The following is a 26,857-nucleotide window of genomic DNA, read 5'->3' as shown; positions in this document are numbered from 1 at the left end:
AGAGCTTGCCGACCGTGATTTATCCAAATGGTGTTGCCATTAATAGTACTATTTGTTTTTATATTAATGGCACAAAGGATATGCATGTTGGTATTGGTCTTCCCTATTGGAAAAGTGATCAATATCGTTTCGCGGTGGCAGACAATCCTGTTGCCAGCAGCGATTCAATGGCAGCTTTGATGTTGGGCAGCGGTCCTATATGACCGCCGGTGCCCTGCGGCGTACCGGTATTGATCAACAGGTTCCGGATGGCTGCCGGTGATAATACGGTACCATTATGAGCCTTATACCACGATTGCACGGCCACTACTGCTGAAGCGACGATCGGTGTGGCGGAGGAGGTGCCGGCAAAATCGTTGGAGTAGGTAGCGTTGACGCCGCCGTTGTACAGGGAGCCGTATCCGGCGCTGACTACGGTCCAGTCGCCCCAGCCCTGCAGATGTACCTTGCTGCCGTAGGTGGAGAAGCTGGCTTTGTTCCGTTGCGATTTGGTGCCTGCGCCTACGATGATAGCGCCGTTGTCACCCCGGGCGCGGTAGCTGGCATAATAGGCGCCGTCGAGGTCCTGGTTGCCGTTGCCGGCAGCAGCCACGATGATAATGCCGGAGTCGGTGGCTGTTTTGGTGATGTCCCATACAGCCTGGTTAAAATCTGCAGGCACATACTGTCCACCCTGTCCGCCGGTCTGCATTTCATACAGGAACACGTCGCCCCGGCGTAGCCGCTGCAGCCCGGCCGCAATACCTGCAGGCCTGCCGCTTACCCTTTCAGAGATAACGTAACAGCTGTCGGCGCCGTATACCATGCCGGTCACGCCGAAGCCATTGTTTTTCGCCATTAGGATACTGGCTACTGCGGTGCCATGGTCTTTGAACTGATCGTCCGGCGGCGGCAGCACCTCGCGGATGCGGGAGCCGGTGAGGTCTTCATGGTTTTTGTTGTAACCCCATTCAATGTCGGCGATACGGATACCGGCGCCGGTGACGCCGATAGACCATGCATAGGCTGCATTGATGCCACGCACGCCGGGATCGGCGGCGTCAACATCGTTTTTGTAGTACTGCTGGCCGCTGAAGTCAGGCGTTGGCGGCGGCGGTGGCGTTACCGGCTCAATGGCTGCATACTCCACGATATCCAGCTGTTCAAAAGCATTGGCGAGTTCCAGTACCGCTGCTGGCGACATGCCCGGTGCTTCCCTTACATACAGCAGTCCTCTGAAAGCATAACGGTCAAACAACGAGGGCGTAGGTGCGGCCAGACGCCCCTGCTTCATAGCGGTTTTCTCCTCGGGGCTGAGCGGGATCGCCTGCTCATACGTGTACGCCTGCACGTTGCCGGCCGTACGGCTCCATGTTACTGCCGCAGCAGGCGCCTGTCGGGCTTCGAACACGGGTTGGTGCTTTTCAATGTCCCTGATGGCGGTGGCTTTAAATTTTACGAGCAGCCGGTATTCACTGATACCCGGCAGCAGCTGGTTCTGGCCTTTCAGGCCGATGATGGGGGTAGGACTTTCTGTAGGTTGACCGGCAGGCGGTTCCTGGGTTCTCTTGGTACACCCGGCGATGGTAAGGCTCAGGGCGAGGATGAAACATAAACGCGTTTTCATGTTGGGTTTTTTTATAGGTTGACAAATAAAAAAGACAGGAGTATCCGCGCTGGCTACCTGCAGCGGGGCTTATCAGGATTGTTCACCGTACAGACATGGTTACCTGACAGTAGTCGGTATGTTGATGGTGGTAATGAAGTATAATGTACCTTTAATTATGGTTGGCTGAAGCTGTAAATCTGTATTGATCTGACGGGTTATTATGAGTCTGTCGTTACGATAATGAATATACGAAATTCCTGTCATCTGGCAATCACGCTGTCTGTAAAAAAACAAGGAAGTTATGCCTGCTTTATATGAAAACGGGGAGATACTCGTTCGCGAATTTGTGCCGGAGGAACTGGACGTGTTCCTGGCGTTGTTTGAAGATCCGGCTGTAACACAGTACCTGCCGGCCGTTAGCCCTGAACGTTACAGGGAGTTATTCCAAACAGCCCTGGAGGATTACCGGAAAGGACTGTTTGGCCGCTGGGGCATATGGGACACTGCTGCCGGCCGGTTCATCGGTACCTGCCTGGCGCGGCCGTTTGTGGAGGCGCCGGGTCAGCTGGAAATCGGTTATACGCTGGCCCAGGCCTATTGGGGTAAGGGGATAGCCACCAAGGTGGCTAAAGCACTGGTAGAATACTGTTTTAGCCAAACGACGGTAAAAGAAGTGGTAGCGCTGACGGACCTGGACAATGTGGGTTCGCAAAAGGTACTACTGAAAGCCGGCTTCAGCCGCTCACTGCGAAACATCATCCGGGACGGCCGGGAGGTGGCGTACTTTGTAATACAGCGTACCCAATAACCCCTTTTTATTGCTGTGTACGGCGCAGGGAGTGCATTTCCTGTGCGGTGCAGGAAGAATGCGTGAAAAGGGTACGTTATGGGGAAGCGTGATTCCACAGATGCCCCAAAATACTCACTGCCCTATACGGACAGATGCAGAAAGCCGTCAGGGGCGATTGCCTTTGTCCCTTGTTTTACGGTTGCCCTGCATAATTAAATAGGTGACCACTCCTGCGGCCACCAGTATCATTGCTATCAATGGTATTAACATACACGGTTTTTTAAAGGTGATGAATAACTGACACTACTCCCGGGCTGCTTTTATGGGGCTCTCCTCAGCTGTTATACGTTTCTTTCTGCATGCTGCTTGTGACGGATAAGCCCGTTGGTATTACGTTTCCCGGTAATTGAATTGCAACGTATATGCCAGTCTGTGCGGCCTCCGCAGCGCCTGAAACCGAGCGTTATCACAACACAGTTGTAGAAGCACTGCAACAATTGAGGCGCTTTCTGATGCGTCTGCCTTCTCTTACGGGATAGCTTATACGAAAAGAAATAACATTGGTATTCAGGAGGGTATGAGGGCGAAGGCATGCAAGGGGCCGTCTCCTCTGGCATGGATTTGGAAAATCTGTTCGTAAAGCGATGATCATTTCTAACCTTAAATTTTTTGTTATGAACACAGACAAAGAAAAGGACATTGATCAGCAATCAAATCCATCTTTCACCAAAAAGGATTTACTGGGCAAGCAGGAGCAGTCAGAACCGGCAGAGCAGGAAGAACAGCATTCACAGCAGGAGGAAAAGGCAGATGATGAAACATCAGCAGGTGAAGAGGACCGGGATATCCACTAAAAACTAAGCATATGGAAAATTTATCGACTGCAAATCGCGGAGAAGGCGAAGTGGCTAAAAAGATAGAAAACCAGACTGCGAAATTGCCGTCTGATGTTTTCTTATGGACGGCTGTCACTGCCATGGGAGTCTCTTCTTTCCTTCATTGCATGGGAAAGAAACATGCCGGGCTGTTTGTGGGGCAATGGGTCGCCCCATTCTTGCTGTTTGGTATTTATAACAAGATCGTTAAAACACAGGGACATGACTGACAGATGGGGAAGGGGTTATGTCAATGAAACGATGTTGTTGTAAAGTCAGGGCCGCCTTTTAAAGGGCGGCCCTGTTTATATTATTCGGGGATATCGAGTCCGGCGTCGCGGGCTTGCTGCTCGTATTGCTGCGCCATCGCTTCGTCTTTTACGTCGTCGTTGTAAAGGTACATGCGGCGGAGTTCCAGCACGGCGTCTTCCATACCGAAGTCTATCGCTTTCATATAGTGTGAAAGCGCTTTACGGGGGTCGCCTTTTACGCCTCGGCCCAGTTCGTAGAGGCGCGCCATGTTAAATGCACAGTAAGGGTCTTTGTTTTTAATACCGCTGCGATAGGCATCTACTGCGTTTTTATAATCTTCCGCCGCTTCGGATAACGTGCCCACATAGTTGTAACAGTCAATTCCCCACCGGCTGGCATATACGAAATGTTTCAGCGCCAGCTGCTCGTCTTTGGGTACTTTGATACCGTCATTGTATAGCAACCCGAGGTTATAGTGGGCATGGGGGATATGCTGTGAAGCGGACTGGTGGTACAGTTCCAGCGCTTTGCGGATATCCGGGGAGGTACCGATGCCGTACTGGTAGCAGTTACCCAGTCCGTTGGCGGCATGCGGGGAACCGGCGGCCACACCACGGGAGTACCAGTCGAAAGCAGCCATGTCATCGATATAACCCTCAACGGTTTCGTGGATAAAGCCGAGATCATTCATCGCATCTTTCTGGCCCTGGGCTGCTGCGGCTTTGAACAGACGGATGGCTTCATCGTATTGTTGTGCTTCCAGTGCTTTATCTCCCTGTTCATACAACATGTCGGCAGGAATATCGTCGCCTGCCAGCGGCAGAAGGGCTGCCATCATCTCTTCGGTATAACGGTAGCGGTTATCCGCAATAAGCGCGGCAACGGCTGCTGACGTGAGGGAAGAGACCTTTCCTTCGTAATCAATGGTGAAAGCGCCTTCCCCGTTAACGGCAATGGTCTCCCACTCGTTGGTATTATGCCAGGTCAAAACCCGGGAGATGATATCATAAACCGGTGGAATCAGCACGTCGTACTGCGCCACGTACAGCCCTTCCCTTCCTTGTTGCGTGATCAGGCAGGTATACCCGTCGGTCAGTTCAATGCTGACGGGAGACAAAGGGACTACCCAGCCTTTATAGGCGGAATAGATGCCGTACTGTTTACCCTGCCGCACGATCACTGCGCCATTCATTACCACCTCCAGTTCATCATATATGACAGGCAGCAGTTCTTTGCCTTCCACGGTAAAAAGGCCACATTGTTGTTTGGGTTTGCGGCGGATGAATATAAAAATAGAATCACCCAGATAGGTGCCGCCCCAGCTGACTTCGTCGACGCTGTCATCGCCGAGGCGGGTAAAGTCAGGCGTATAGTAGTGTTTGACATCCGTATCGAGGTGACGGGCGGCGATGAGCTTCACGTCGACGAAGTTCTGCTCTTCTATGTCTTCGGCGAAGTCAAAAGGCAGCAGCTGGTTACCTGCCGCGTCAACAACGCCGTAGCGGCCGTCGCGGGCCACAGTAAAACGTAACGGCGCCTCGGAGAGGTACAGCACGTCGTCGTAGCCGGCATCCGGGAGCGGGCTTCCGGGCAGCACGATGTAGAACAGCTCGCCGCATTTTACGATCGCGCGGCCGTATTGTACGTCATCGGCCATGTCATATACCAGCCCTGAAACGAGGTGGCCCTGCCGGTCTACATATCCCCATTTCCCATTCCGGTTCACCACCGCAAAATTTTCATTCCCGGGGAAGGGAAATACTTGGTCATATTCAGCAGGGACCACTACCGTCCCTTCTATTTTCAAGCCTGTAAGGCCATTTTCGGTGAATTTTTCCTGGTCGGACGTTTCTTCATACGACTCAAAGTAGCCGGACTGTATCACATTCCAGCCATAGCCATAAACGCTGCAGCTGAAAAACTCCCGGAAGCTGCCAAAACGGTACGGGTTATCCTGTACGTCAGGGCATTCGTTGAGCAGCAGCGGGTCGTTGGCGGCAATAGCGGCTTCGATGGCTTCATTGGTGAGCCGGATATTTTCCAGCAGTTCTGCGGCCTGTGCTTCATGCGGTTCGTCGCTCATGTTGAACACATCCCAGGCATCGAGATGGAAGCCGTCATTGACGATTTTTGTTTCGAGGAAGTTGAAAATATGCTGCTTGTCCGCCCGGAAAGCTTCCGGGTTGTCGGTCAGCGTACCGGCATGGGTATCGATAAAATCGTAGAACCTTTTAAGCGCTGCAATGCCTTCGGGGGCGTGGGCGTAAATGCCACCGGACTGCCCGTTGTACGCTGGTGTGCCGATATACGGCCTGCCGGCAAATAAGGGGTGGAGGAAAAAAGGGAACTCATATTTCCATTCCATCATCGTGATGCTGTCGAAATCATCACTGCCGATAACAGGCAATATGCTCTCCAGTGAGCCATCAGCCGGAATGTCCGGTACGGGGCGGTTTACTTCGTTGTTCAGGTTGTAAAGGTAGATACGGTGCGACATGACACAATCATTATTTTTCTTTCGGCCATGGTGGCCTGTAGGTTAACAAACAGGCAAGTTGGTGTATTTTAGGGCATCTTCCAAAAAAAATCTATCTTGGCCACTGTTCAAACCGAAATAAGATGACCCTGGCTATTCACGAATCCGGCAATGTACGCATAGCAGAAGTGATTTCAGACGATATACTGATTCATAACCCCGACGAAGCCTTGCAGCTGATTGTCGACGTCTACTATCAGGACTTTGACAAGGTAATAATACATGAAGAAAATATCATCCCCGATTTCTTTGACCTCAAAACCGGCATCGCAGGAGAAGTATTGCAGAAGTTCATCAACTACAAAATGCGGGTGAGTATTGTCGGGGCGTTTGAAAAATACCCCGGCAAAAGCCTCCGTGATTTTATCTATGAAAGCAACAAAGGCCGCCATGTGAATTTTATGCCGACGGTGGAAGAGGCGGTGGAGAAAATGGGGAGGGAGGCGTAATAATACGGTAGAAAAGAAAGGAATATTTCAGAAGAGATTAGATCTTCTGTCACAGATGAAAATTTTAATCTTTTTTCTAAACAAAGAAAAATTGTTATCATTGCGTTCCGTGTAGGGTACTAATGTTGTTTGAAGATCCACTTATCTTTGATAAGTTTGCATTGTGACCTATTTTTTATTTATTGTTTATCTCTAGTGAATACTTATGGAAGCTATAATTGTTACCTATGACCTATCAGTCATGTCAACTATTTGTTTGGATCTTCTGATCTATGCTTGATAATTTTCCTATTCTGTAAGTGTAAATGTTGTCTAACATGGCAGCAGGAAACTACGATCCCAATAATTTTCAATGAGAAAAGTAATCTTATTTTGGCTGTGTACATTGTTTAATGCTCTTTTTGCCCAAACCGGTTTTGCACAAAGAGGCCTGAATGTTCCCAATTTTACTGTACACTCGCCGGATGTCACCGCGTTAGGGACTTATGGTGAGTACCCTGTGGATTTCTCCACAGGCGTAGTTCCTATTAGTATACCCCTGCATACGGCAAAGGGAACGCGCTTGGAAGTCCCGGTGTCTATATCCTATCATTCCGGAGGAATTAAGTTGGACCAGGAAGCCTCTTCCATTGGGTTGGGCTGGGTCTTAAATGCCGGAGGAGTGGTGACAAGGGCTATCAGAGGAAGAGTCGATGAAGCTGCGGGCTTTGCCACCAATTATGCCAACATCCCTGATTCCACTTCTATAACCGATAGAAGACTTTTTGCCAAAATTGGTAATAGCTTGGATTTACAGAGTAAGGTAACCGCTGACTTTGAACCCGATGTTTTCAGTGTGTCCGCCAATGGGCTAAATGCTGAGTTCTGTCTGGATAATACTGGTAAATATGTAACTAACAATTATGAGCCATTAACCTTTACCCGTGATATTGGAAATAAACTGATTATCGTTCGGGATAAGACGGGTAATATTTACCGCTTTGGGCGTGCTCTTGATGGTACTGCTGCCTATGAAGAATCTGCGCTTACCTTCGACCGGCTCAACACGGGAGTCCATTATACGGACGATACTTTTGCTGGAGATGAAAATTATGTGAGTGCCTGGTTTCTAACGGAAATTATATCCGCCGATCTGTCAGACACTATCTCCTTTAAGTATATTAATAATTTGATCAATGACTACAGAGTCACCAGTGCTACGCGTTATACACCGAGAGATCAATCATCTTCAGATGCCATCGGCGATTTTTTTGAGGGTGGGATTTTTTCTGGTACCAAGTCTTATATAACGAGCAAGACTCTTAGCAGTATTTTGTATAAAAATGGGCGTATAGAGTTCTCTACAGTGGGTGATAGACTAGATTGCTATCGTAGTGATAGTAGGCTAAGGACCAGTGAAATGACAGTGTATGGAAGTAAAGGAGAACGTATCAGCAAGGTGGAATTTGATAATGCTGGGTACTTCGAGCGAACAGCGGGAGGTAGTAACATTAACCCTGGCATCGCTGTCCCGGATTACAAAAGAAAAAGCCTGAAGTTAGGCGGGGTAAAATTCTACGATAGGGACAACCAATTTATAAATGATTATAAATTTATCTATGATCTTACGCCTTTGGCAGCCCGGAATACCACTTCACAGGATTATTGGGGCTACTACAATGGTCAGATGGTGGATAATCTGATAGCATCGGCATTTGTTGGTTACAAGGAAAGCCGGCCGGTTTATATAGGAGGGAACAGAAAAGCGGATTTCAATTTTATGAAGGCGGCTTCCCTTACTAAAATTGTTTATCCTACAGGAGGAGCTACTGTTTTTGAATATGAACCTAATAGATACCTGAACAGAGATATCCCTCCTCGCATGGTTGAGGTCGGCCAGGAACGTGAGTTGAAGGCATATGCAGTGAACAGACTACCAGATTGCCCACTCGGCTTCATGGATAATGTGCCGCAGAACAATACTGTTGATTTTACTATTACCGATACATTGAAAGATAATGCCGCTGACGGGAGGATTGTTGTTTATATTTCGGATTATAAAACTCCTACCTCTGCGGCAGGAATGACAGTGAAAATCAGCGATCTTAATTCCTCAATCGGCTATAACTATCAGCTGCTTCCTGTCGACAGGCTGCAGGGAAAAACATTTTATGATCTTATCAGGATTCAACGGGGACATACCTATAGAGTGGAAGCATTTACCAATGGCGCAACGGGTTCCAATTCAGGACCCTGCAATAGTCCGTATATCGAAGTTGGTATCTATTATAAATATTATCGAACGACAACGGCTGATAGTGTGGTGCCTGAACAAGCCGGTGGGTTAAGGATCAAAAGTATTACCAATTTGAACAGCGACAGTTCCGTGGTATCAAAAAGGATGTATGAATATGGAGATAGTATACATCCGATTGGTTACGGTGAATTAATTACTAATCCCAATAGAAATTTTTTCATCTACCCCCAGTTATATGCGATAAGTTCATACGTTAAGACATTAGTACCGGTGGTATGGTACACATCGGAAAGCCAAATTGAGCTAGGTATGGCACATGGATGCCCGGTAGATTATGGCAGGGTAGTGGAAAAGCAAATAGATGTGAAGACCGGGAAAGATAACGGTAAGTCAGAGTATTTTTATTCGAGTATTGGGGGCGATTTTGAACCTAAAACCGGATATAAATATCCTTATAATACTATCTATTACCCTTCCTGGAAGCAACAGAAGTTTCTTCTTAAGACGATCCATTATAAATGGGAAAATGATGTATATAAGCCGGTGAAGCAAGTTGTTAATAACTATGAGCCTGTCGCTGAAAGTAAGATTAAAATATTTAAGTTGTTTGATTATCAACCTGACATATGGCATGCCATTTATACTATGTCAGGGGGAAACTGGGTATGGATAAATAGTTATAATAATACCGAACGCTTTCTGTATTATAACTACTATGTATCCCGCGGCCGTTACCTTCTTACAGGGGAGACTACAACTACGTATATAGAAGGAGGTGATTCTATCCAGACAGTAAAATTGTTGCATTATAACCCTCAATACGATCTAGGCAGGGAGGTAACTACCAATAGTACTGGTCAGCAGATTATGAATAACTATCGCTATAGTGCCGATTTGGATTATGCCGGTCTTATCAGTAGGAATGTACTTTCATTGCCGGTACAACAGGAGCAGTTTATTGACGGAAAGATAAGAAGTGGCTCTATTTTGCGCTATAACGTTGATGGAAATATTAGTGAACGTTACCAGCTGGAAGTTGTGGCGCCGACGACGCCATTGACTTATGGTCAGCAGGCAATAATACCTCCTTATTATGCAAAAAAGGAGGTGCTGAGCTACTATTCGGGAAGTCTGCAGGCAAAGGAAGTACTGGATGGTACAGGCAGAAAAACTGTCTATTTGTGGAGTTATAAGGGACAAAACCTAATTGCGGAGATCCGAAACGCGGATTTCGCTACTGTTGAAGGCATTCTTGGCAGTGTCAATATCGCAAATATGGCAGTTGCTAACCCCACTAATTCGGAAGTGAATACTTTCCTGGCACCATTACGCACAGCCACCCAATTAAAAACAGCCATGATCACCACTTATACTTTCGATCCTGCGCTGGGAGTGACATCTATTATTAATCCCACCGGCCTGTCCAGCTATTATGAATATGACAGCTTCGGGAGATTAAAGGTGATTAAAGATCACAATGGGAAAATACTTAAGCAAGTCGATTACCAGTATATGAAACCTGTAAATCAATAACGATATCCAATTATAATGATGCGGAAAATGAAGCCTTATGCCTTACTTTTTGTTCTTGTGTACGTTATTTGCCAGGATGCTGCTGCACAGCGCCAGGTATCTTCGGTTCCTGCTTCGGGCGCGGTGCCCGCTGCATATAAAATCAGCAATATCAATTATATTCGCACTTGGGAGCCGTCTTTTCCATCTGTTAGCCCTACGGAGGTAAGCGACCCTGCAAAAAATGTCAGAGAGGTAAAACAGGCTACCCAGTATTTCGATGGGTTAGGCCATCTGTTGCAGATGGTGTCTAAAGGTACCGGTGGAGGCAGAGATGTGGTAAAACCATTTGTATATGACGCTTTTGGAAGAGAGCAGTACAAATATCTCCCCTATGTTCCAACCGCTGGTAACATGAGCGATGGCAAGCTAAAAATGGATCCTTTTAACGGACAACAGCTTTTTTATCAGGATAAGGAGTTTAATCCATCTTTGTCAGGAGAGAGTATTTATTACGGGGAGACGGAATATGAAGCATCGCCGTTGAACAGAACGATTAATATATTCTCGCCCGGAAACAGTTGGGCGAAAAGCAAAGGGGCACGTGCAGTTAAACAACAATATCTCACAAATAATACTTCAGATTCTGTTCGTATTTGGCGAATGGCGCCCAGTGATGAATATCCGACAACACAGGCCGTTTATAATGCTGGTGAGCTGGAAAAAGTGGTGGTTATTGATGAACAGGGACGTCAGGCCATCAAATTCAACGACAAAGAAGGACGGCTTGTCCTGAAAAAGGCGCAGTTAGATGCTGTTGCCGGTGTTGGGCATATGAGTTGGCTTTGCACTTATTATATCTATGATGATATGGGTAGTCTTCGGATCATTATTCCCCCATCCGGGGTGTCAAAGATTACCTCTTCGTGGAACATTTCTGCGATAGCAGAAGAGTTTTGCTTTCAATATCGCTATGATAAACGTAAAAGGCCGGTTGTTAGAAAAGTACCTGGCGCCAAGCCGGTGGAAATGGTATATGACCTGCGCGACAGATTGGTGTTTACACGGGATGGTAATTTGAAAGCTACAGGTAACTGGCTGGTGTCGTTCTATGATAGTTCAGACAGGCTGGTTGAATCTGCCTTATACAAATTTTCCGATTCTATGGAAGCGTTGCAGATGGCAATGGATAATGCACCGATTGTAACCGGAACAACCCGGTACGAATTTCCGGGTGTTGCAGATTTGGTAGTTGCGGTAAATGATCGGAGTACTTATACAGCCAGTAATAGTATTACATTGGAGAGTGGATTCGATACCGGCCCTAATAGCGTTGCCGATATGTATATAGACCCCCAGTTAAAGAATGGCGTTGCCGACATATCAGTTTATAACCCTCTACCTAATCTTGACCCGGCATTATTGCAGCCGGTTACCTATACCTTTTATGATGAGTATAGTTTCCCAGGTAGCCACCAGGCTGTAATAGGGGAGTTGGCGGAGCCTCAGGCTGGTAACAATACCAATAGCGAGGCGTCAATAATTACTACGAACACTAAGGGGCTGGTTACGGGTACCAAAGTCCGAATAGTGGGAACTGATCAGTGGCTTACCACGACTACTTATTACAATGAAAAAGGCCGTACTGTTCAGATTATAGCGGATAATATGACCGGAGGAACTGACGTGACCTCCAATTTGTTCGATTTTAATGGTAAACTGTTAAGTACGTATTTACATCATAAAAACCCGATAAGCGGCACCAATCCGGAAACCCGATTTTTGACCATGGTGGATTATGACGAGGTTGGCCGCATTGCGGTCATCCGAAAACGAGTAGGCAATGATGGAATATTGAAGGAGATCGCCAGAATGGAGTACGATGCTCTCGGGCAACTAAAGAAAAAAATACTTGGAGGAGGAATAGATGAGCTGTCTTATGACTATAATATCAGAAGCTGGTTGTTGGGTGTCAACCGAAACTTTGTTAAATCTGCCTCCGATGGCAATTATTTTGGATTTGAGCTTGCGTATGATAACCCTGTATCTATAATTCCTCAAACCAGCTTCGCCAATCCACAGTATAATACTACTGTGGCCGGGTTGTCTTGGAGAGCCAGAGGTGACAATATCGCGAGAAAATATGATTTTACCTACGATCCTACAAAAAGGCTGATTGCTGCTGATTTTAATCAGCAAAATACAGGTAGTGTTTTATGGAGTAAAAACCTGGTGAATTTCAGTGTAGACAATATCTCCTACGACAAAAATGGGAATATACTTACCATGAAGCAATGGGGGGTGGCAGGGAATACACCAGCTATTATAGATAATTTAAAGTATGATTATAAGAATGGAACGACTAATAAACTAAATTTTGTTACCGACGAAAGTAATAATCCACAAAGTACCTTGGGTGATTTTAAAGAGATAACAAAAGATAGCAACCAGGATTATTGGTATGATGATAATGGGAATCTGATTAAAGATAACAACAAGGGAATTACTTCTATTACGTATAATCATCTAAACCTTCCGGAGCTGGTGACAGTCGCGGGAAAAGGCTCTATTAGATTCTACTACGATGCGGGCGGCAGGAAATGGCGGAAAGTGGTAAAAGACAATACCACTGGTTCCGCTAAGGAAATAGTTACCGATTATACAGGATCATTCGAGTATAGGGATAACAAGTTACAGCAAATAGGCCACGAAGAAGGTCGCATCCGTACAGTAGAAAAACCGGGTGCACCTGTTGAGTACGTATATGACTACTTTGAGAGAGACCATCTGGGAAATATCAGGGTAGTGTTAACTGAACAATCAGCTACCAGCTTGTACACTGCAACAATGGAGACGGAAAGTGCGCTTAAAGAAACCGCCATATTCAGCAACGTGGATAATACCAGATCGCCGAAGCCAGTAGGATATCCGGACAGTCAGAGTACAGGAAATAAGTCGGTAGCAAAGCTGAATGCGCAGGCAACAGGAAAAAAAATTGGGCCTTCTCTTGTCTTGAAAGTGATGGCGGGAGATAGTGTCAGAATTGGTGTTAATGCATTTTACAAATCCGGGCAACCCCTCAATAATAAAGCAGGTACACCGCTGTCAGAAAATATGCTGACAGACCTGGTAGCTGCTTTCGGCGGGCAGCGGTCAGGGGAATTACACCACGGTAATAGTGCAGACATTGTTCAAACACCATTTAATACCAATTTTTACAATAATGATTATCAAAAGTTAAAAGAAAAAGATAACGACGCTGCCCACCCCGATAAACCTAAAGCATATCTGAACTTTATTCTTTTTGATGACCAGTTTAATCTGGTAGAGCAAAATAGCGGTGTAAAGCAAGTGAAAGCTGAGCCAGATCAACTGCAGACACTTGCACAGGATGCAATGCCTATCACAAAAAACGGTTTTCTGTATGTGTATGTCAGCAATGAAACTCAGCAGGACGTATTTTTTGACAACATGGTGGTTGCGCATACGGCTGGCCGTATCCTGGAGGAAACGCACTATTATCCGTACGGATTGACGATGGCAGGTATCAGTTCTGCCGCAGTAAAGGGACAGGAGAATAAACATCGCTTTAACGGTAAGGTCTTAAATAATAAGGAGTTTTCTGATGGTGGTGGCCTGGACTGGTATGACTACGGCATGAGAGAGTATGACCCACAGATTGGCAGATTCTTTAGACTAGACCCCATTTCAATGGATTTTCCTTACCTGAGCCCTTACCAATATGCTGGTAACGACCCTATCATGAATGTTGATCTGGATGGTCTCGAACCCGAAAATGCAATTGAGTCGTATGATTTGAGCAAGGCACGTACCCATACTTATCCTAGCGGACAGAAAGCATTTCTGCTTGACAACTCGTGGGTTAGCATGCGCCGGGGAGAGTACGGAGACGTTTATTTTTATTCTAAAGATGGAAGTCCCTGGAAGGAGTTTGTTCCAAAATTTAGGGAGGATATTAATAAGTCAAGAGCAGAAGGACTTATCAGTGTTTCTAATAATTTTGCCCTTGGCATGTCTACTATTTTATTTGCGGGAGCATCGGGTATAACCGGAGGCATTCAGTCGGCTTCATGGGTCGGTGGAGGTATGGCAGTGGGAGACGTTGCGGCACAAATGGTTACAAACGAGAGTCAGAATACATTTTCTGGTAGACTTATGGATGTAAATTGGACGAGTCCAATATCCGGTATGTTTTTGAAGAATCCTGTAGCTGCCGCCGTGGCAGCAAGTGCATTGGATTTTCGGCTCAGTAACGTTAAGAAGGGCGATATAGCGAGAGGATTTGATGGTTCTTTTGTTTTCGGCGAGAAGAATGCAAAAACTTTTCTAATCGAAAGTGCAGCATTTGGTATTGCCGGAACAGCTGCAGGTGAGGGCGCAGGTTTTCTCCGTTTAGGTAGTAAAGGCGGTGCTGCAGCACTTAATGGTGCACTTAAGAGAAGCGGAGCAATAACAATTGATTTTGGTGCAGCGTCATTGACAGCAACTCAAATGAACTCTGTGTGGCAGATAATTCAAATCGCATTATATGATCAAAGTAAGGACGTGAAAAATAAAAAAAAGAAGAAATAGCCACATTGTTTTAAACGTTGATTTCTTACATTACCCTCATAACGTAGGTTTATGAAAAGGAAAATAATTGGAATTTTGCGAAGAATAAATCGAGCGCTCCCTTATCTTATCTTGGGTGCAATGCTTTGTTTGGGCGTCAGGTATAGCATGATGCGTAGTCGATTGAAGCAGCATTATATACTGACTGTAGGAACAGCATTGGAATATAAAGTCAATCCTCGAGGGCCTGGTGGATCGGTGAAGTATTCTTATGAGGTAAATGGCAAAATGTATTATAGTACTGATGTTTACCCCGAATTACATCGCTCTGGCGAGTATAGTATTGTAGGTAAGCAATTTCCAGTTGCATACGACTCAGCAGATATAGATAATAGCCAAATATTAATTACAGCAAAAAAATTTAAGAAGTTCTCTATTCCCTTTCCTGATAGTCTGTCATGGGTGGAAGAATATGAAACCGATTGGTAACATCGGTAGTATTACATAAAGTGTGTCACGGTAATTAAAGATTAAGTTTCAATCAATCACTAAATATAATTGATAATTGCGCTAATGTCTGATTCCAGTTGTGTACTGGCTTGTTCCACTTGGCACATATATTCTCCTGAACAAGGAATAAGAGTTTCATAAGGGCGTCTTCTGACTGGAAGACCCTTTCGGTTTTGTAACAGCGCGAAGTTGCCTATGGAAGCCTTCAATAATATTTGTGTGAATACTCGGACTACGGTTGACAGAGCAAATATATATTTTTGAACTGGATTTTAAATCTGTTTTAAGGGGAATGGCGCTGCTGCCGCGCCATTCCCCATCCCGGCAGGGGTTTCAAACAATGGCTATGTTTTAGATTGTAGCCGTTCTCTAAGAATTTCGTAGGGAGTTTTGCCCTTCAGTGCAGCATTGGGTCTATGGCAGTTGTAGAAGTTCTCCCACTCCTGTAATTTCTTATTGATGTCGATGTCATCTGTGTAATCAAGTAGTTGGTAAAACTTCTACTGATCGGTCAAATGAGACCGTTCTACTTTACCGTTTAGATGTAGACTGGCTTTCTTGATGTAAACATGCCGAATTCCCAAGTCTTCGCAATGCCAATGAAATTGAGACTTAAATTCATGCCCGTTGTCAGTTTGAATAGTATGAATCCGGAATGGGAATTTGCTCCGTATATAGTCTACAAATTGAATTGCGCAGCTTTGATTATGTTTGCTATATATTTTCAGAGCTCGAGCTCTCGTTGCGTCATCAATTGCGGTGTATTGGAAGCGTTTAACCTCCTTCCCGGAGGACCTATCAGTAAAGGATAAAAATTTGACATCAACCTGGATTCTATGCCCCGGCACCTGTTTTTCATATCTTTTAAACTGTGGACCTTTTCCGCTGATTTTGTGGCAATTTATTCAGCCCATTTCTCTTAAGAACATTGTATACTCCAGCTGGTGAAACAGCAATATCATGGTAACGCTTCATGTACCATGATATTCGCAGTTGCCCTAAATGGTAAGTAGTTCTTAAGTGTATGATCTGAGCTTCAATATCGGCTGCTATACGTAGCTTCGGATTTTCAGGACAGGGCTTACTATTAACTAAGGCGCTTTCTCCCTTACTTTCATAGTCTTTCTTCCATTTATAGCAGGTTTCCCTGGATATACCAAAGTACCGACAGGTTTTTGATACATTCCCCGACTCCTGGCCGTGTTGAATTATTCTAAGCTTTCTACGAATATCAGATAGTTCCTTTGGGCTCATAAATAGACATTTGATTGACAAGATAAAAACTGTCAACCAAAGTCATGATTTCCATAAAATCAGTTAACACCTGCAGCCAGAATTTAGCACCTTCATTCTCGCCAATATACATACCCAGCAACTCTTTGTAGCCCTCCTGATTAAGGCCAATGATGAAGTAAACAGCCCGGCTGACAACCCGCCCCTCATGACGAACTTTGTAGTGTATTGCACTAACCATACGAACGGGTAAACCCGTTCCAACGGACGACTATGCCACTCCTGTATCAAAGGCAGGATTTTTATCTGTAAGCCGGCTTATTGTGGCTGTAGATGCCTCCAAGCCATACATATCCATCAGGTGATCACGGATATCGCTATAACTAGCGCCACGGGCATACAGAGAAATGATCTGTCTATCCAGATCTACCCCCGGAGTCTTATGACGCTTGGGAACAAGCTCAGGCTCAAACGTCCCATTACGATCACGCGGAGGGTTAATATCTACCGACCCTACGGCGGTCTTTACCTGTTTACGCCCTTTACCGTTCTTCCGGTTGGCATCTCCTTCATCTTCAATATGCGCTTCCAACTCGCCATCCAGGGCACCTTTAAGAAACTCTTTTAGCAATGGCGTTAGCACGCCATCTTTACCTAAAAGCGTATCTCCATTCTTCAAACGGCTTGCCGCTTGCTTCTTGAAGGCTTCGAAATCAAAGTTTTGCTTTTCCATATTGTATTATCAGTTTAAAGTTAATAAACTTTTTACTGACACACTTTATGTAATACATCGCCCTTAACACTAAATAACACTCCGTACTCCACTCTGGCACACTTTTGTCATTATTATCCCCAAGGAACCCGAACCGCTGCAGGGTTTTAGGGAGCCGCCAATACATCACAACAAAATGCTTTACGATGAAAACATTAAAATTTGTCATCCTGGCGTTGGTGTTGGCAGGAGGATTGACCAGCTGCCTGGTGGTCCATGACCGGCCGGGGTATTATCACCGCCCGCATTACCATCATCATCACTACGGACATTGGTACCGATGAAAAAATGAAAGGGGATGCAGTGACCGGTTTCCCCTGTTAAACCACCTTTTTCTTATGCTTTTCTGAATAAACAGAAACCAACCATTGCTAATTATAGCTTGCCTGACAGCGCTGTTCCCAGCGCTGTTTTTAATTCCTTTTCAGACAGGACGCCGGTATGACGCCATATTTCCTGGTTATTCTGCATCAGTACCAAAGTAGGTACTGCCATAATATGAAAACGGCCCGCGAGATCTTCTTCCTGGTCAATATCAATACGGCTGACACGGAGTTGATCGCTCATGGTGGATTCCACCGTGTTCACGACGGGGGTCAGTACTTTGCAGGGATAACACCAGTTGGCAAAGAACTGTAATAAAGTGGCGTGTTGCTGGCTCATATCATCTCTTTTTTATACCAGCAAAATTAGGGGAGGCTGCCGGCGGGAGCATTACACGTTCCGCCGGACTTTTAGTACAAATGGCAGCTTTTAAACACCATGATGACGGTGCCCGTTGCGGTACTGCAAGGGGGTAACGCCTGTTTGTTTTTTGAAGAACCGGCAGAAATAAGATTGATCGGCGAAATTGAGATAACCGGCAATGCCGGCAATGGTTTCGGTGCCCTGGATGAGCTGCGCTTTGGCTTCGGTGATCAGCTGCCGGTGAATAAAGCTGCTGGCCGGACTACCCGTGATTTCCTTGACGGTATCATTCAGGTGGTGCGGGTTCACGAACAGCAGTTTGGCATAGTCTGATACCTGTTTGTATTCCTGGAAATGTCTGGTAACGAGGTTTTTGAACGAGGCGACGAGCTGTTCTTTGCGGGGCAGGTACGGATCGCTGTCGTTTTGCTGCGACAGAAAAATACGTTCGGTTTCTATCAGCAGTACGTTGAGGTACAGCCGTACCAGCAGGTCGTCGTTGAAAGTCTGCCGGTTGCAATACTCTTTCCGCAGTTTGTCAAACAGTCCGGCTACCAGCGCCGACTCTTCCGCAGAGAGGCGGATAAACGGTTTTTTATCATGCTGGAAAAAAGGGTACTGATGCAGCTTGACCTGGTTTTTTAGACAGAGCAGGAAGTAATCGGCGTCAAAGATGCAATGATAGCCCTTTACATCTTCGCTCCAGTGGTGAATGGTGTGCAGTTGGTTTTCCGGAATGAAATAGAGCACCCCGGCGTCGAAGGTGTAAGTGTTATAGCCAATGGTCTCCTGCACGCTGCCAGCTGTCAGTAATACCATGGTGTAAAACTTACGGCGGGTGCCGGCAAACGTTTCGTTTTTGTGCAGGCGCTTCAGCTGTTCCAGCGTGGCGATCTCAAGGAAATTGCTGGTCTGTTTTCGGGCAATATTATCACAAGCCTCGCAGAAAGAGTGCTCGGGGCTGGACAGGTATTCCTGTTTAAAGTCGTGCGGGTTGCTGACTTCCCGGAAAGTATTTTTCAGATAACTCATCTCCTTACATTGTCATAGCAGTAGGGTACCCTTTGAGGGCCCAGTCCTTGTATCCGTCATCAAATTTTCTGGCTTTATAGCCTTGTTGTTTAAGCAGGGTGACCGCTTCTTCCACCAGCATACAGAGGGACCCGCGGCAATAGGCTACGATCTCCTGCTTTTTGGACAGCTCGCGGATGCGGGCCTGCAGCTGGTCCAGCGGTATGGAGATAGCCCGGTGGATGTGCCCGCGGTGATATTCGTCTTCCGGTCTTACGTCCAGCACGATAACATCGCCGGCCTGTACTTTCTTCAGCAGCTCTTCGGCGCTTACCGCGTCGCCGTTATGGAAACCTTTGCGGTAATCGTCGATCGCTTTTTTCACTTCGGCGTTGTGCGTCATGCCCAGTTCGCGCAGCGATGCCCAGGCGGCGTATACGTTTTCGCCGGTCAACTGGTAGTAGATATAATTGCCTTTGCGGCTGATGGCCACCAGCTGCGCATTTTTCAGCACCTGCAGGTGCTGGGAGGTGTTGGCGATGGTCATGCCGGTATAACGGGCGATGGTCTCTACGGTGAATGGCCCCTGCGCCAGCAAATCAATGATTTCCATACGATGCGGATTGCCCAGCGCTTTCGCGGTCTTGGCCAGCTCCACATAAACGGTGTCTTTGAATTTTCTCGCAGTCGTTTTCATAAGCTGCAAAAATACGGAAAAATCAACTATTCAATAATTTTATTGAATAGTTGAGGGTGTGTTTGCTTTGGGACATTCTCACCGCGCCGTCTTCCTGAACCCTCTCACCAGCAGCAACAAACTGAAAAACGTCAGTATACCGGCTATCAGGTAAGGCATACCGGGAAAATATACAGGCGACGTACGCGCTGTGGCCCAGGCGAAGCTGCTGGTCAGCAACGGAGGTGCCAGCAGGGTAGTGAGGCCCATCAGGCTGCCCAGCCCGCCCTGCAGCTCTCCCTGCTCGTTGTCGGGCATGGCGCCGGCCATAATGCTCTGCATAGCGGTGCCCTGTATGCTGCCGGCGATGTAAATCACCAGGGCGGGCAGCAGCACCCATTGCCATCCGGCGAAGGCAAACAGCAGGAAGCCGGTGATCATACATAACAGGCCGGTGACAGCCATCTGCCTGTCGCTGAGCCGTTTGGAGAGCACGCCTACCAGCCAGGTCTGGGAGATGATGGACAATACACCGACAAACGCCAGCGAATAACCCACCAGCAGGTTGCTCCATTTAAATTTCTCTATGGTGAAGAAAGCCCACACGCTCTCCATGCTATGGGTGGCGAAAGATACCAGCATCATGGAAAAGATCAGCGATTTCACCAGTGGGAACCGCACCAGGTGCTGCAAGGCGCCAAAGGGATTGGCGCGCTTCCATTCAAAAGCCCGGCGATGGGTGAGGGGCAATGACTCAGGAAAGAAATAATATCCAAGCACGAAATTGAAGAAGCTCAGTACTGCAGCCGCCATAAAAGGGGTATGCGTACCCCAGCGGCCCAGCGCGCCGCCAATGACGGGGCCGATGATAAAGCCAAGGCCAAAGGCGGCATTGATCAGTCCATAGTGGCGGGTACGGTTTTCATCGGTGCTAATGTCGGCCACGCAGGCGGAAGCTACGGCGTAACTGGCGCCGGTGATGCCTGCAATGGCACGGCCGGCGAACAGCCATGTCACATTCGGGGCGAAGGCGAGAAAGAGACAGTCAACGGAAAAGCCCAGCAGGGAACACAGCAGGACAGGCCGCCGGCCGTAACGGTCGCTCAGTCCGCCCAGCACCGGCGCAAATACAAACTGCATCGCCGCATAGGCGAAAGCCAGCCATCCGCCGTAACGGGCGGCGGTGCTTATGTCTGCATGAAGCAGCTCCCGGAGTAGCTGCGGCAGCACCGGGAAAATCAAACCAAAACCAGCGGTGTCTATCACCACCACCAAAACAATAAATAACAAACGGGAACGGTAATACGCAGATCGCATCAGAATATATAAGCTAAAACATGAGAAATGCACGGCGATAGAAGCGCGCCGCATCAAATAACAGGCAGGATGCCGGAAGAGTATATGGTTGCTCAGTATCTCATAGGGCGCAAAAATAACAGGAAATTATCTTCTCTCAAAAATATATTTGACCTTGTCAACGCCAGCCGTATATTCCATACCTTCAGGGCTGTTATGATCAAGGCAGCATACACCGATAAGGAAACGGTCGTCAGGATACTGACCGCCGCTTTTGCAGATAATAAAAGCGTTAATTACGTGGTCCGCCAGGGCCGCGGGAGAATAGCCCGTATCAGGGCGTTGATGGCATATTCCTTTGAACTGTGTATGTTGTTTGGCAGGGTATACCTGTCGGAGGACCGGCAGGCCTGCGCGCTCACCTTATTCCCCGACCGGAAAAAGACGACGCTGAAAACCATACTGCTGGACCTGCGGCTGGCCCTGAATGTGATCGGACCGGGGCGGGTCCGCCGGGTGATGCAGCGCGAGGTCCGGATAAAAGCAGCGTATCCGGCTACGCCCATCAACTATTTATGGTTCATCGGGGTGTTGCCGGGTGAACAACGCCAGGGAACAGGCAGCCGCCTGCTCCGGCAGCTCCTCGCACATGGGCAACGCCCCGTATACCTGGAAACTTCGATGATTGACAACGTTAACTGGTATACGAAAAGAGGCTTTGAGGTATATCAGACCCTGCAATTCGGGCACGGCGATCTGTACCTGCTGAGAACAAGTACCGCGCGTGCATGAAAAAATCAATCAATTCACCTGTGTATCAACGGTATAGTACCGGTTGTTTTTCTCTTCTCTCCATTTCACGAACATAATATGCTGTACAAACTCCAGGAACTGGTAATCATCCACCAGCATACTTAAAGTGAGTCCGTCCGGAATGCCGGTACTTTTGGTACGGGCCTGTTCATAACGGGTGAGTTTCTCCTGTAAGTTGGCGGTAAGGGATTTGACCAGTTCGGGAAAGACCTGGAAAGTTTCCTGCATAATACGCTGTCCCTGAGGAGTTTGTTTCAACTCCTGCAGGCGCTCATGGGTTAAAGGAGGCAGGGATACGTTGTTCTGCCGGGATTCTTGGCCTGTCGTCATAGTTTTAGTTTGCGCTTTTCTGGGTTATTCAGGTTAATAGCCAGGCTTTTATATGCCTGTCGATATGGATTAGAGTACAGATTTCATAAAAGGTTACAAAATGTTGTCATTTTTTGTAACTTATTTTCACTTTAACCATCTAATAACTGATAATGAGTATCATTCAACCTATTGACACGCTTACTGACAATGAAATTATCGCCAGGGTGCTGGCAGGAGAGAAACGGTTGTACGAGCTGCTGATGCGGCGTTATAACGCGAGCCTGTTCCGGATCGGGATGTCTTTCCTGAACAACGACATGGATGTGGAGGACGTGATGCAACAGACCTACATCAATGCCTATCAGCACCTGGACAAATTCCGGCAGGAAGCCGCTTTTGCTACGTGGCTGAAGAGGATTATGATCAACGAGTGCCACCAGCATCTCAAAAGAGCGCAGCGGGCAGCCAGCGAGGATATTTCAGCTGTGGAGCAGGGTCAGGATATGGCCAAAACTAGAACACCTGTGGACACTGTCATCAACAAAGAGCTGGGTGAAGTGCTGGAGAAAGCACTGCTGAGTATTCCGGAAAAGTACCGGGCCGTTTTCGTGCTGCGGGAACTGGAACATCTCAATGTGGCGGAAACCGCTAAAGTGCTCGACATCTCCAGGGTAAACGTGAAAGTCCGCCAGATCAGGGCTAAAATGATGCTGCGCGAACATATTTCCAACTTCTACAAAAACGATGTGGTCTTCCCGTTCCATCTTATCCGGTGCGACAGGGTGGTCAACAATGTGCTCCGCAAACTGGAGATCGAATAAAAATAATCTGTATACAGTGGAAGACCGGCACGCAGGCGCCGGTCTTTTTTTGCCCGCTTTTATGCCTGCATATCGTCAAAAGCGCCCTTGCGCAGGTTAATGCCATACTCGAGGTAAGCCTTCAGGCAGTCAAGGAAGTTGGCCCAGCCGAAAGTGTTTTGTGAGAACCATTTCAGCCCTTTGGCGTCCAGCGGGAGTTCCCCTTCGGTGACATGCACCACTGTTCCGCCGCTTCCGGAAGGCGACAGCGCTATTTTTACCTGTGTCCGGTGCTGCGGGGCCCCTTCCCATTCAAAATGGACCTCGCTGTCTTTTATCACCTTCTTCACCGGGATATCATAATTCACATCTTCTTCAGCGAACCGCCATACCACGGTTTCTCCTTCCTCCATGCGGCCGCTGCCGGAGGCGATAAAATAATTGCTCATTTTCTTTGGATCAATGATGGCTTCAAAAACTTCCTGCGGCGGTTTGGCCACGTGTATAGAGGCAGAAATAATCAACGGTCCCATAAGATATGTTTTCCTGCAAAGAACGCAAAGAAAGCAAAGAGCGCAAAGAAAATATAACCATAAAAAAAGAGCAAAGGAAGAGGTTGATCTCCTTTGCTCTCTTATTATCTTAATAAACACAATCCTTTGCGTGCTCTGCTTTCTTTGCGCGCTTTGCGGGATTAAATACGCTGCAGTACTTCTTCCCCGATGGCGTCGGTGCCTTTGATCATATCGGCCGGCGTTTGTGCGTTGGCGATATCGCGGGTACGGAAACCGGCTTTCAGCACCTGGTCTACCGCCGTGATCACCGCTTCGGATTCCGCTTTCATGCCGAAGGAGATGTCCAGCAGCAGCGCGGCGGAGAGGATAGAGGCCAGCGGGTTGGCAACGCCTTTGCCGGTGATGTCGTGCGCGGAACCGTGGATCGGTTCGTATACACCGGTACCATCGCCAACAGAAGCGGAAGCGAGCATGCCCATGGAGCCGGCGATCTGGGAAGCTTCATCGGTGAGGATATCGCCGAAGAGGTTGGCGGTCACCACCACGTCGAAACGGCGTGGGTCCTTGATCAGCAGCATAGCGGTGGCGTCTACGAACTGGTGTTCCACCTCCACGTCAGGATATTCGGGGGCGATCTTCTGGATTACTTCGCGCCACAGCCGGGAGGTCTCGATCACATTGGCTTTGTCAACGGAGCAGAGTTTTTTGCGGCGGGTGCGGGCGGCCTCAAAGGCTTTGCGGGCGATGCGCTCTACTTCGAAACGGCTGTATTCTGCAATGTCGAAAGCGGTATCGCCGTTGTTTTTGCGGCCTTTGTCACCGAAGTAGATGTCGCCGGTCAGTTCACGGAAGAAAAGAATGTCGGCCCCTTTCAGGATCTCCGGCTTGATGCTGGAAGCGTCGAGCAGCTCGTCAAACAGTTTGATGGGGCGCAGGTTGGCGTAGAGGCCCAGCTCTTTGCGCATTTTCAGCAGCCCCTGTTCCGGCCTTACTTTGGCAGAAGGGTCGTTGTCGTATTTAGGATGGCCTACGGCGCCAAACAGGATGGCGTCGGAGGCGCGCATTTTGGTCAGCGTTTCGTCGGGCAAAGGGTTACCGGTGGCTTCTATGGCGGCGTGGCCCACGAGGGCTTCGTCATAGGTGAACGTGTGGCCGAAGCGGGCTGCGATCTTGTCCAGTACCTTTTTACCTACGGCCGTTACTTCCTGTCCGATCCCGTCGCCGGGAACAATTAAAATATGTTTGGTTGCCATGATAATAAAATCAGATTAAGTTGAGCATTTTCTGGGTGGCTTTAATGGCAGACACGGTCTGGTCACTGTCCAGCCCCCTTGTTTTGAACTCTTTGTTGCCGAAGCTCCAGGTGATAATGGTTTCGCACAGCGCATCGCTCTTACCGCCGGGAGGGATATGCACGGAATAGTCCGTGAGTACCGGCAGTTCCCGTTTTTTCTTTTTATAGACGATTTTCAGGGCGTTCATAAACGCGTCGTACTGACCGTCGCCCTGGGAATGTTCTTCAAAAAGTTCCCCGTCTACAGATATTCTAAGGGTCACAGAAGGGTGGAGGTTTTTGGAATGGGTGAGCACATAGTTTTCTATTTTCACCTTTTCCTCTATCCGGCTGCTGTCGAGGATATCCGAGATGATGTAGGGGAGATCGGCCTGTGTAACGACTTCCTTTTTATCGCCCAGTTCGATGATGCGCTGGGTCACTTTTTTCAGGTTGGCGTCGGACAACTGTATGCCGAGCTGTTGCAGGTTGTTTTCGATGTTGGCCTTGCCGCTGGTTTTGCCCAGTGCGTACAGGCGTTGACGTCCGAAGCGTTCCGGCATCAGGTCGCTGAAATACAGTTTGTTCTTCTTGTCGCCGTCGGCATGGATGCCGGCGGTCTGGGTGAACACGTTGGCGCCTACCACCGGTTTGTTGGCCGGGATGCGGATACCTGAGAACGTCTCCACCAGTTTGCTGGCGCTGTAGAGTGATTTCTCTGACACGGCTGTTTTCACGCCTGGGAGAAAATCGTTGAGTACAGCGATGGCGCTGGCGAGAGGCGCGTTGCCCGCTCTTTCGCCCATCCCGTTGATAGTGAGGTGGATGCCGTGTGCGCCGGCTTTCACGCCTTCCAGTACGTTGGCGGTGCCGAGGTCGTAGTCGTTATGGGCGTGGAAGTCGAAGTGCAGCTGCGGGTAGCGTTGCACAATGTCGCTGATATATTCCTGTACTTCGCCGGGAGTGAGTACGCCGAGGGTATCGGGGAGCATCACGCGTTTTACCGGCTGGTGTTGCAGGAAGTCGAGGTATTGGTATACGTAGTCGCGGGAGTGGCGCATGCCGTTGCTCCAGTCTTCGAGGTACACGTTGCACTCCAGCCCTTTTTTGCGGGCGAGGGCGATGACTTCGCCTACTTCCGCGAAGTGTTCTGCGGGCTTTTTCTTCAGCTGGTGGGTGAGATGGTTGAGTGAACCTTTGGTGAGGAGGTTCATCACTTTGGCGCCGGCCTGCAACATCCATTGTACAGACACGTCGCCGTCAACGAAGGTGAGCACTTCCACTTTGTGCAGGAGGCCGTGCATCTTCGCCCATTTGGTAATGGCTTTCACGGCCGCCAGTTCGCCTTCCGACACGCGGGCGGAGGCAATTTCTATCCTGTCCACTTTTACTTCCGTGAGCAGGACCTGGGCGATGGTCAGTTTTTCCGAGGGTGAAAAGGATACACCACTGGTCTGTTCACCGTCGCGGAGGGTGGTGTCCATTATTTCAATGTAGCGCTGCGGTACTGGCATAAGGCGGATGAATTAACGTTAATACATGCTCTTGGCCGCGAAGGATTTGATGTCTTCTTTCATGGCCTGCAGATAGTCGATATCGTCATAACCGTTGGTCATGTTGTGCTTTTTGTAGCTGTTGATATCGAACGATTCGCTTTCGCCGGTGGCGGAGATGGTGATGGTTTGTGCCGGGAGGTCAACCACCAGTTCTGCTTTAGGATCGGCTTCAATGGCGGTAAAGATTTTATGTAAGAACTCCGGGCTTACCTGTACCGGCAGGATACCGATGTTGAGCGCGTTGTTTTTGAAGATATCGGCAAAGAAGCTGGACACTACGCAACGGAAGCCGTAGTCGTAGATGGCCCAGGCGGCGTGTTCGCGGCTGGAGCCGCTGCCGAAGTTTTTACCGCCGACCAGTATTTTACCGGAATAGATGGGGTTATTTAAAACGAAATCATTTTTCGGAGAGCCGTCGGCGTTATAGCGCCAGTCACGGAACAGGTTATCGCCAAATCCTTTGCGTTCGGTCGCTTTGAGGAAGCGGGCGGGAATGATCTGGTCGGTGTCCACATTTTCGATCGGCATCGGCACAGCGGTGCTTTTCAGGACCGTAAATTTATCGTAAGCCATGTTGTTGTTTGTGTTGTTGG

General features: G+C 48.0%; 21 protein-coding genes and 3 pseudogenes. 10 read left to right on the top strand and 14 right to left on the bottom strand.

Features of this window, described 5'->3' with window-relative positions; translation table 11 throughout:
* Nucleotides 1–118: 118 nt before the first annotated feature.
* The gene (locus HF324_RS23195) at nt 119–1,606 is read right to left on the bottom strand and encodes a S8 family serine peptidase (RefSeq protein ID WP_168804774.1); all 1,488 of its coding nucleotides are present in this window, start codon (nt 1,604–1,606) and stop codon (nt 119–121) included.
* Between the two features lie 283 nt (nt 1,607–1,889).
* Between HF324_RS23195 and HF324_RS23190 the strand changes: the two genes are divergently transcribed.
* From HF324_RS23190 to HF324_RS23180, 3 genes are all read left to right on the top strand, one after another.
* Nucleotides 1,890–2,396: a GNAT family N-acetyltransferase gene (locus tag HF324_RS23190; RefSeq protein WP_168860933.1), complete on the top strand. Its 507-nt coding sequence runs from the start codon at nt 1,890–1,892 to the stop codon at nt 2,394–2,396.
* Nucleotides 2,397–3,052: 656 nt separating this feature from the next.
* A complete protein-coding gene (locus tag HF324_RS23185) occupies nt 3,053–3,232 on the top strand; it encodes a hypothetical protein (RefSeq protein WP_168804770.1) in 180 nt (59 codons plus the stop codon).
* 11 nt (nt 3,233–3,243) lie between these two features.
* Nucleotides 3,244–3,483, top strand: coding sequence for a hypothetical protein (locus HF324_RS23180; RefSeq protein ID WP_168804768.1), 240 nt, complete (start codon nt 3,244–3,246; stop codon nt 3,481–3,483).
* Between the two features lie 80 nt (nt 3,484–3,563).
* Here the strand turns inward: HF324_RS23180 and HF324_RS23175 are convergent, their stop codons facing one another.
* Nucleotides 3,564–6,002 carry an SEL1-like repeat protein gene (locus tag HF324_RS23175; RefSeq protein WP_168860932.1) on the bottom strand — a complete coding sequence of 813 codons (2,439 nt, stop codon included), beginning with the start codon at nt 6,000–6,002 and terminating at the stop codon, nt 3,564–3,566.
* A gap of 122 nt (nt 6,003–6,124) precedes the next feature.
* On the opposite strand from HF324_RS23175, the gene HF324_RS23170 reads away from it, so the two are divergent.
* The 4 genes from HF324_RS23170 (at nt 6,125) to HF324_RS23155 (ending at nt 15,299) form a co-directional block, all read left to right on the top strand.
* A complete protein-coding gene (locus HF324_RS23170; RefSeq protein WP_168860931.1) occupies nt 6,125–6,490 on the top strand; it encodes a DUF4180 domain-containing protein in 366 nt (121 codons plus the stop codon).
* Nucleotides 6,491–6,842: 352 nt separating this feature from the next.
* Nucleotides 6,843–10,259 (top strand): hypothetical protein, encoded by a 3,417-nt coding sequence (locus HF324_RS23165; RefSeq protein ID WP_168860930.1) that lies wholly within the window; start codon nt 6,843–6,845, stop codon nt 10,257–10,259.
* Between the two features lie 27 nt (nt 10,260–10,286).
* Complete coding sequence (locus HF324_RS23160) at nt 10,287–14,831, top strand: DUF6443 domain-containing protein (RefSeq protein WP_168860929.1); 4,545 nt, start codon at nt 10,287–10,289, stop codon at nt 14,829–14,831.
* A 51-nt stretch (nt 14,832–14,882) separates the two neighbouring features.
* The gene (locus HF324_RS23155) at nt 14,883–15,299 is read left to right on the top strand and encodes a hypothetical protein (protein WP_168860928.1); all 417 of its coding nucleotides are present in this window, start codon (nt 14,883–14,885) and stop codon (nt 15,297–15,299) included.
* A 52-nt stretch (nt 15,300–15,351) separates the two neighbouring features.
* Here the strand turns inward: HF324_RS23155 and HF324_RS33965 are convergent.
* The 3 pseudogenes from HF324_RS33965 to HF324_RS33680 all read right to left on the bottom strand — a co-directional run.
* A pseudogene (locus tag HF324_RS33965) lies at nt 15,352–15,539 on the bottom strand (IS256 family transposase); the annotation flags it as partial.
* Nucleotides 15,540–15,664: 125 nt separating this feature from the next.
* Nucleotides 15,665–16,574 (bottom strand): annotated as a pseudogene (locus tag HF324_RS23150) (IS481 family transposase).
* A pseudogene (locus HF324_RS33680) lies at nt 16,552–17,286 on the bottom strand (transposase). The pseudogenes HF324_RS23150 and HF324_RS33680 overlap by 23 nt, the downstream one beginning before the upstream one ends.
* Nucleotides 17,287–17,471: 185 nt before the next feature.
* Between HF324_RS33680 and HF324_RS23135 the strand changes: the two are divergent.
* Nucleotides 17,472–17,609, top strand: coding sequence for a hypothetical protein (locus HF324_RS23135; RefSeq protein ID WP_168804760.1), 138 nt, complete (start codon nt 17,472–17,474; stop codon nt 17,607–17,609).
* 91 nt (nt 17,610–17,700) lie between these two features.
* Here the strand turns inward: HF324_RS23135 and HF324_RS23130 are convergent, their stop codons facing one another.
* From HF324_RS23130 to HF324_RS23115, 4 genes are all read right to left on the bottom strand, one after another.
* Nucleotides 17,701–17,988, bottom strand: a complete 288-nt coding sequence (locus HF324_RS23130; protein WP_168804758.1) for a thioredoxin family protein — start codon at nt 17,986–17,988, stop codon at nt 17,701–17,703.
* Nucleotides 17,989–18,078: 90 nt separating this feature from the next.
* Nucleotides 18,079–19,044 (bottom strand): helix-turn-helix domain-containing protein, encoded by a 966-nt coding sequence (locus HF324_RS23125; RefSeq protein ID WP_168860925.1) that lies wholly within the window; start codon nt 19,042–19,044, stop codon nt 18,079–18,081.
* A 4-nt stretch (nt 19,045–19,048) separates the two neighbouring features.
* Nucleotides 19,049–19,720 carry an ArsR/SmtB family transcription factor gene (locus HF324_RS23120; protein WP_168804754.1) on the bottom strand — a complete coding sequence of 224 codons (672 nt, stop codon included), beginning with the start codon at nt 19,718–19,720 and terminating at the stop codon, nt 19,049–19,051.
* A gap of 78 nt (nt 19,721–19,798) precedes the next feature.
* Nucleotides 19,799–20,989 carry a TCR/Tet family MFS transporter gene (locus tag HF324_RS23115; protein WP_220100813.1) on the bottom strand — a complete coding sequence of 397 codons (1,191 nt, stop codon included), beginning with the start codon at nt 20,987–20,989 and terminating at the stop codon, nt 19,799–19,801.
* Nucleotides 20,990–21,043: 54 nt separating this feature from the next.
* Here HF324_RS23115 and HF324_RS23110 point away from each other — a divergent pair, with 54 nt between their 5' ends.
* Nucleotides 21,044–21,787: a GNAT family N-acetyltransferase gene (locus tag HF324_RS23110; protein ID WP_220101225.1), complete on the top strand. Its 744-nt coding sequence runs from the start codon at nt 21,044–21,046 to the stop codon at nt 21,785–21,787.
* A 9-nt stretch (nt 21,788–21,796) separates the two neighbouring features.
* On the opposite strand, the gene HF324_RS23105 is transcribed toward HF324_RS23110, so the two are convergent.
* Nucleotides 21,797–22,138, bottom strand: a complete 342-nt coding sequence (locus HF324_RS23105) for a DUF669 domain-containing protein (protein WP_168860924.1) — start codon at nt 22,136–22,138, stop codon at nt 21,797–21,799.
* Nucleotides 22,139–22,290: 152 nt separating this feature from the next.
* On the opposite strand from HF324_RS23105, the gene HF324_RS23100 reads away from it, so the two are divergent.
* Nucleotides 22,291–22,941 carry a sigma-70 family RNA polymerase sigma factor gene (locus tag HF324_RS23100; RefSeq protein ID WP_168860923.1) on the top strand — a complete coding sequence of 217 codons (651 nt, stop codon included), beginning with the start codon at nt 22,291–22,293 and terminating at the stop codon, nt 22,939–22,941.
* 59 nt (nt 22,942–23,000) lie between these two features.
* On the opposite strand, the gene HF324_RS23095 is transcribed toward HF324_RS23100, so the two are convergent.
* The 4 genes from HF324_RS23095 to leuD form a co-directional block, all read right to left on the bottom strand.
* Nucleotides 23,001–23,453 (bottom strand): SRPBCC domain-containing protein, encoded by a 453-nt coding sequence (locus tag HF324_RS23095; RefSeq protein ID WP_168804747.1) that lies wholly within the window; start codon nt 23,451–23,453, stop codon nt 23,001–23,003.
* Nucleotides 23,454–23,614: 161 nt separating this feature from the next.
* Nucleotides 23,615–24,688 carry a 3-isopropylmalate dehydrogenase gene (leuB, locus tag HF324_RS23090; protein WP_168804746.1) on the bottom strand — a complete coding sequence of 358 codons (1,074 nt, stop codon included), beginning with the start codon at nt 24,686–24,688 and terminating at the stop codon, nt 23,615–23,617.
* Between the two features lie 10 nt (nt 24,689–24,698).
* Complete coding sequence (locus HF324_RS23085; protein ID WP_220100811.1) at nt 24,699–26,222, bottom strand: hydroxymethylglutaryl-CoA lyase-like TIM-barrel protein; 1,524 nt, start codon at nt 26,220–26,222, stop codon at nt 24,699–24,701.
* An 18-nt stretch (nt 26,223–26,240) separates the two neighbouring features.
* Nucleotides 26,241–26,837, bottom strand: coding sequence for a 3-isopropylmalate dehydratase small subunit (leuD, locus tag HF324_RS23080; RefSeq protein WP_168804745.1), 597 nt, complete (start codon nt 26,835–26,837; stop codon nt 26,241–26,243).
* Between the last annotated feature and the right edge of the window lie 20 nt (nt 26,838–26,857).

This window comes from Chitinophaga oryzae (assembly GCF_012516375.2).
GTDB classification, from domain to species: Bacteria; Bacteroidota; Bacteroidia; order Chitinophagales; family Chitinophagaceae; genus Chitinophaga; species Chitinophaga oryzae.
The sequence above is the reverse complement of the archived record's forward strand: the minus strand, read 5'-3'. Positions and strand labels throughout refer to the sequence as shown.

Coding starts and splice junctions, on each gene's coding strand:
- HF324_RS23195 (WP_168804774.1), bottom strand. CDS start 1,606: ATGAAAACGCGTTTATGTTTCATCCTCGCCCTGAGCCTTACCATCGCC.
- HF324_RS23190 (WP_168860933.1), top strand. CDS start 1,890: ATGCCTGCTTTATATGAAAACGGGGAGATACTCGTTCGCGAATTTGTG.
- HF324_RS23185 (WP_168804770.1), top strand. CDS start 3,053: ATGAACACAGACAAAGAAAAGGACATTGATCAGCAATCAAATCCATCT.
- HF324_RS23180 (WP_168804768.1), top strand. CDS start 3,244: ATGGAAAATTTATCGACTGCAAATCGCGGAGAAGGCGAAGTGGCTAAA.
- HF324_RS23175 (WP_168860932.1), bottom strand. CDS start 6,002: ATGTCGCACCGTATCTACCTTTACAACCTGAACAACGAAGTAAACCGC.
- HF324_RS23170 (WP_168860931.1), top strand. CDS start 6,125: ATGACCCTGGCTATTCACGAATCCGGCAATGTACGCATAGCAGAAGTG.
- HF324_RS23165 (WP_168860930.1), top strand. CDS start 6,843: ATGAGAAAAGTAATCTTATTTTGGCTGTGTACATTGTTTAATGCTCTT.
- HF324_RS23160 (WP_168860929.1), top strand. CDS start 10,287: ATGAAGCCTTATGCCTTACTTTTTGTTCTTGTGTACGTTATTTGCCAG.
- HF324_RS23155 (WP_168860928.1), top strand. CDS start 14,883: ATGAAAAGGAAAATAATTGGAATTTTGCGAAGAATAAATCGAGCGCTC.
- HF324_RS23135 (WP_168804760.1), top strand. CDS start 17,472: ATGAAAACATTAAAATTTGTCATCCTGGCGTTGGTGTTGGCAGGAGGA.
- HF324_RS23130 (WP_168804758.1), bottom strand. CDS start 17,988: ATGAGCCAGCAACACGCCACTTTATTACAGTTCTTTGCCAACTGGTGT.
- HF324_RS23125 (WP_168860925.1), bottom strand. CDS start 19,044: ATGAGTTATCTGAAAAATACTTTCCGGGAAGTCAGCAACCCGCACGAC.
- HF324_RS23120 (WP_168804754.1), bottom strand. CDS start 19,720: ATGAAAACGACTGCGAGAAAATTCAAAGACACCGTTTATGTGGAGCTG.
- HF324_RS23110 (WP_220101225.1), top strand. CDS start 21,044: ATGCACGGCGATAGAAGCGCGCCGCATCAAATAACAGGCAGGATGCCG.
- HF324_RS23105 (WP_168860924.1), bottom strand. CDS start 22,138: ATGACGACAGGCCAAGAATCCCGGCAGAACAACGTATCCCTGCCTCCT.
- HF324_RS23100 (WP_168860923.1), top strand. CDS start 22,291: ATGAGTATCATTCAACCTATTGACACGCTTACTGACAATGAAATTATC.
- HF324_RS23095 (WP_168804747.1), bottom strand. CDS start 23,453: ATGGGACCGTTGATTATTTCTGCCTCTATACACGTGGCCAAACCGCCG.
- leuB (WP_168804746.1), bottom strand. CDS start 24,688: ATGGCAACCAAACATATTTTAATTGTTCCCGGCGACGGGATCGGACAG.
- HF324_RS23085 (WP_220100811.1), bottom strand. CDS start 26,222: ATGCCAGTACCGCAGCGCTACATTGAAATAATGGACACCACCCTCCGC.
- leuD (WP_168804745.1), bottom strand. CDS start 26,837: ATGGCTTACGATAAATTTACGGTCCTGAAAAGCACCGCTGTGCCGATG.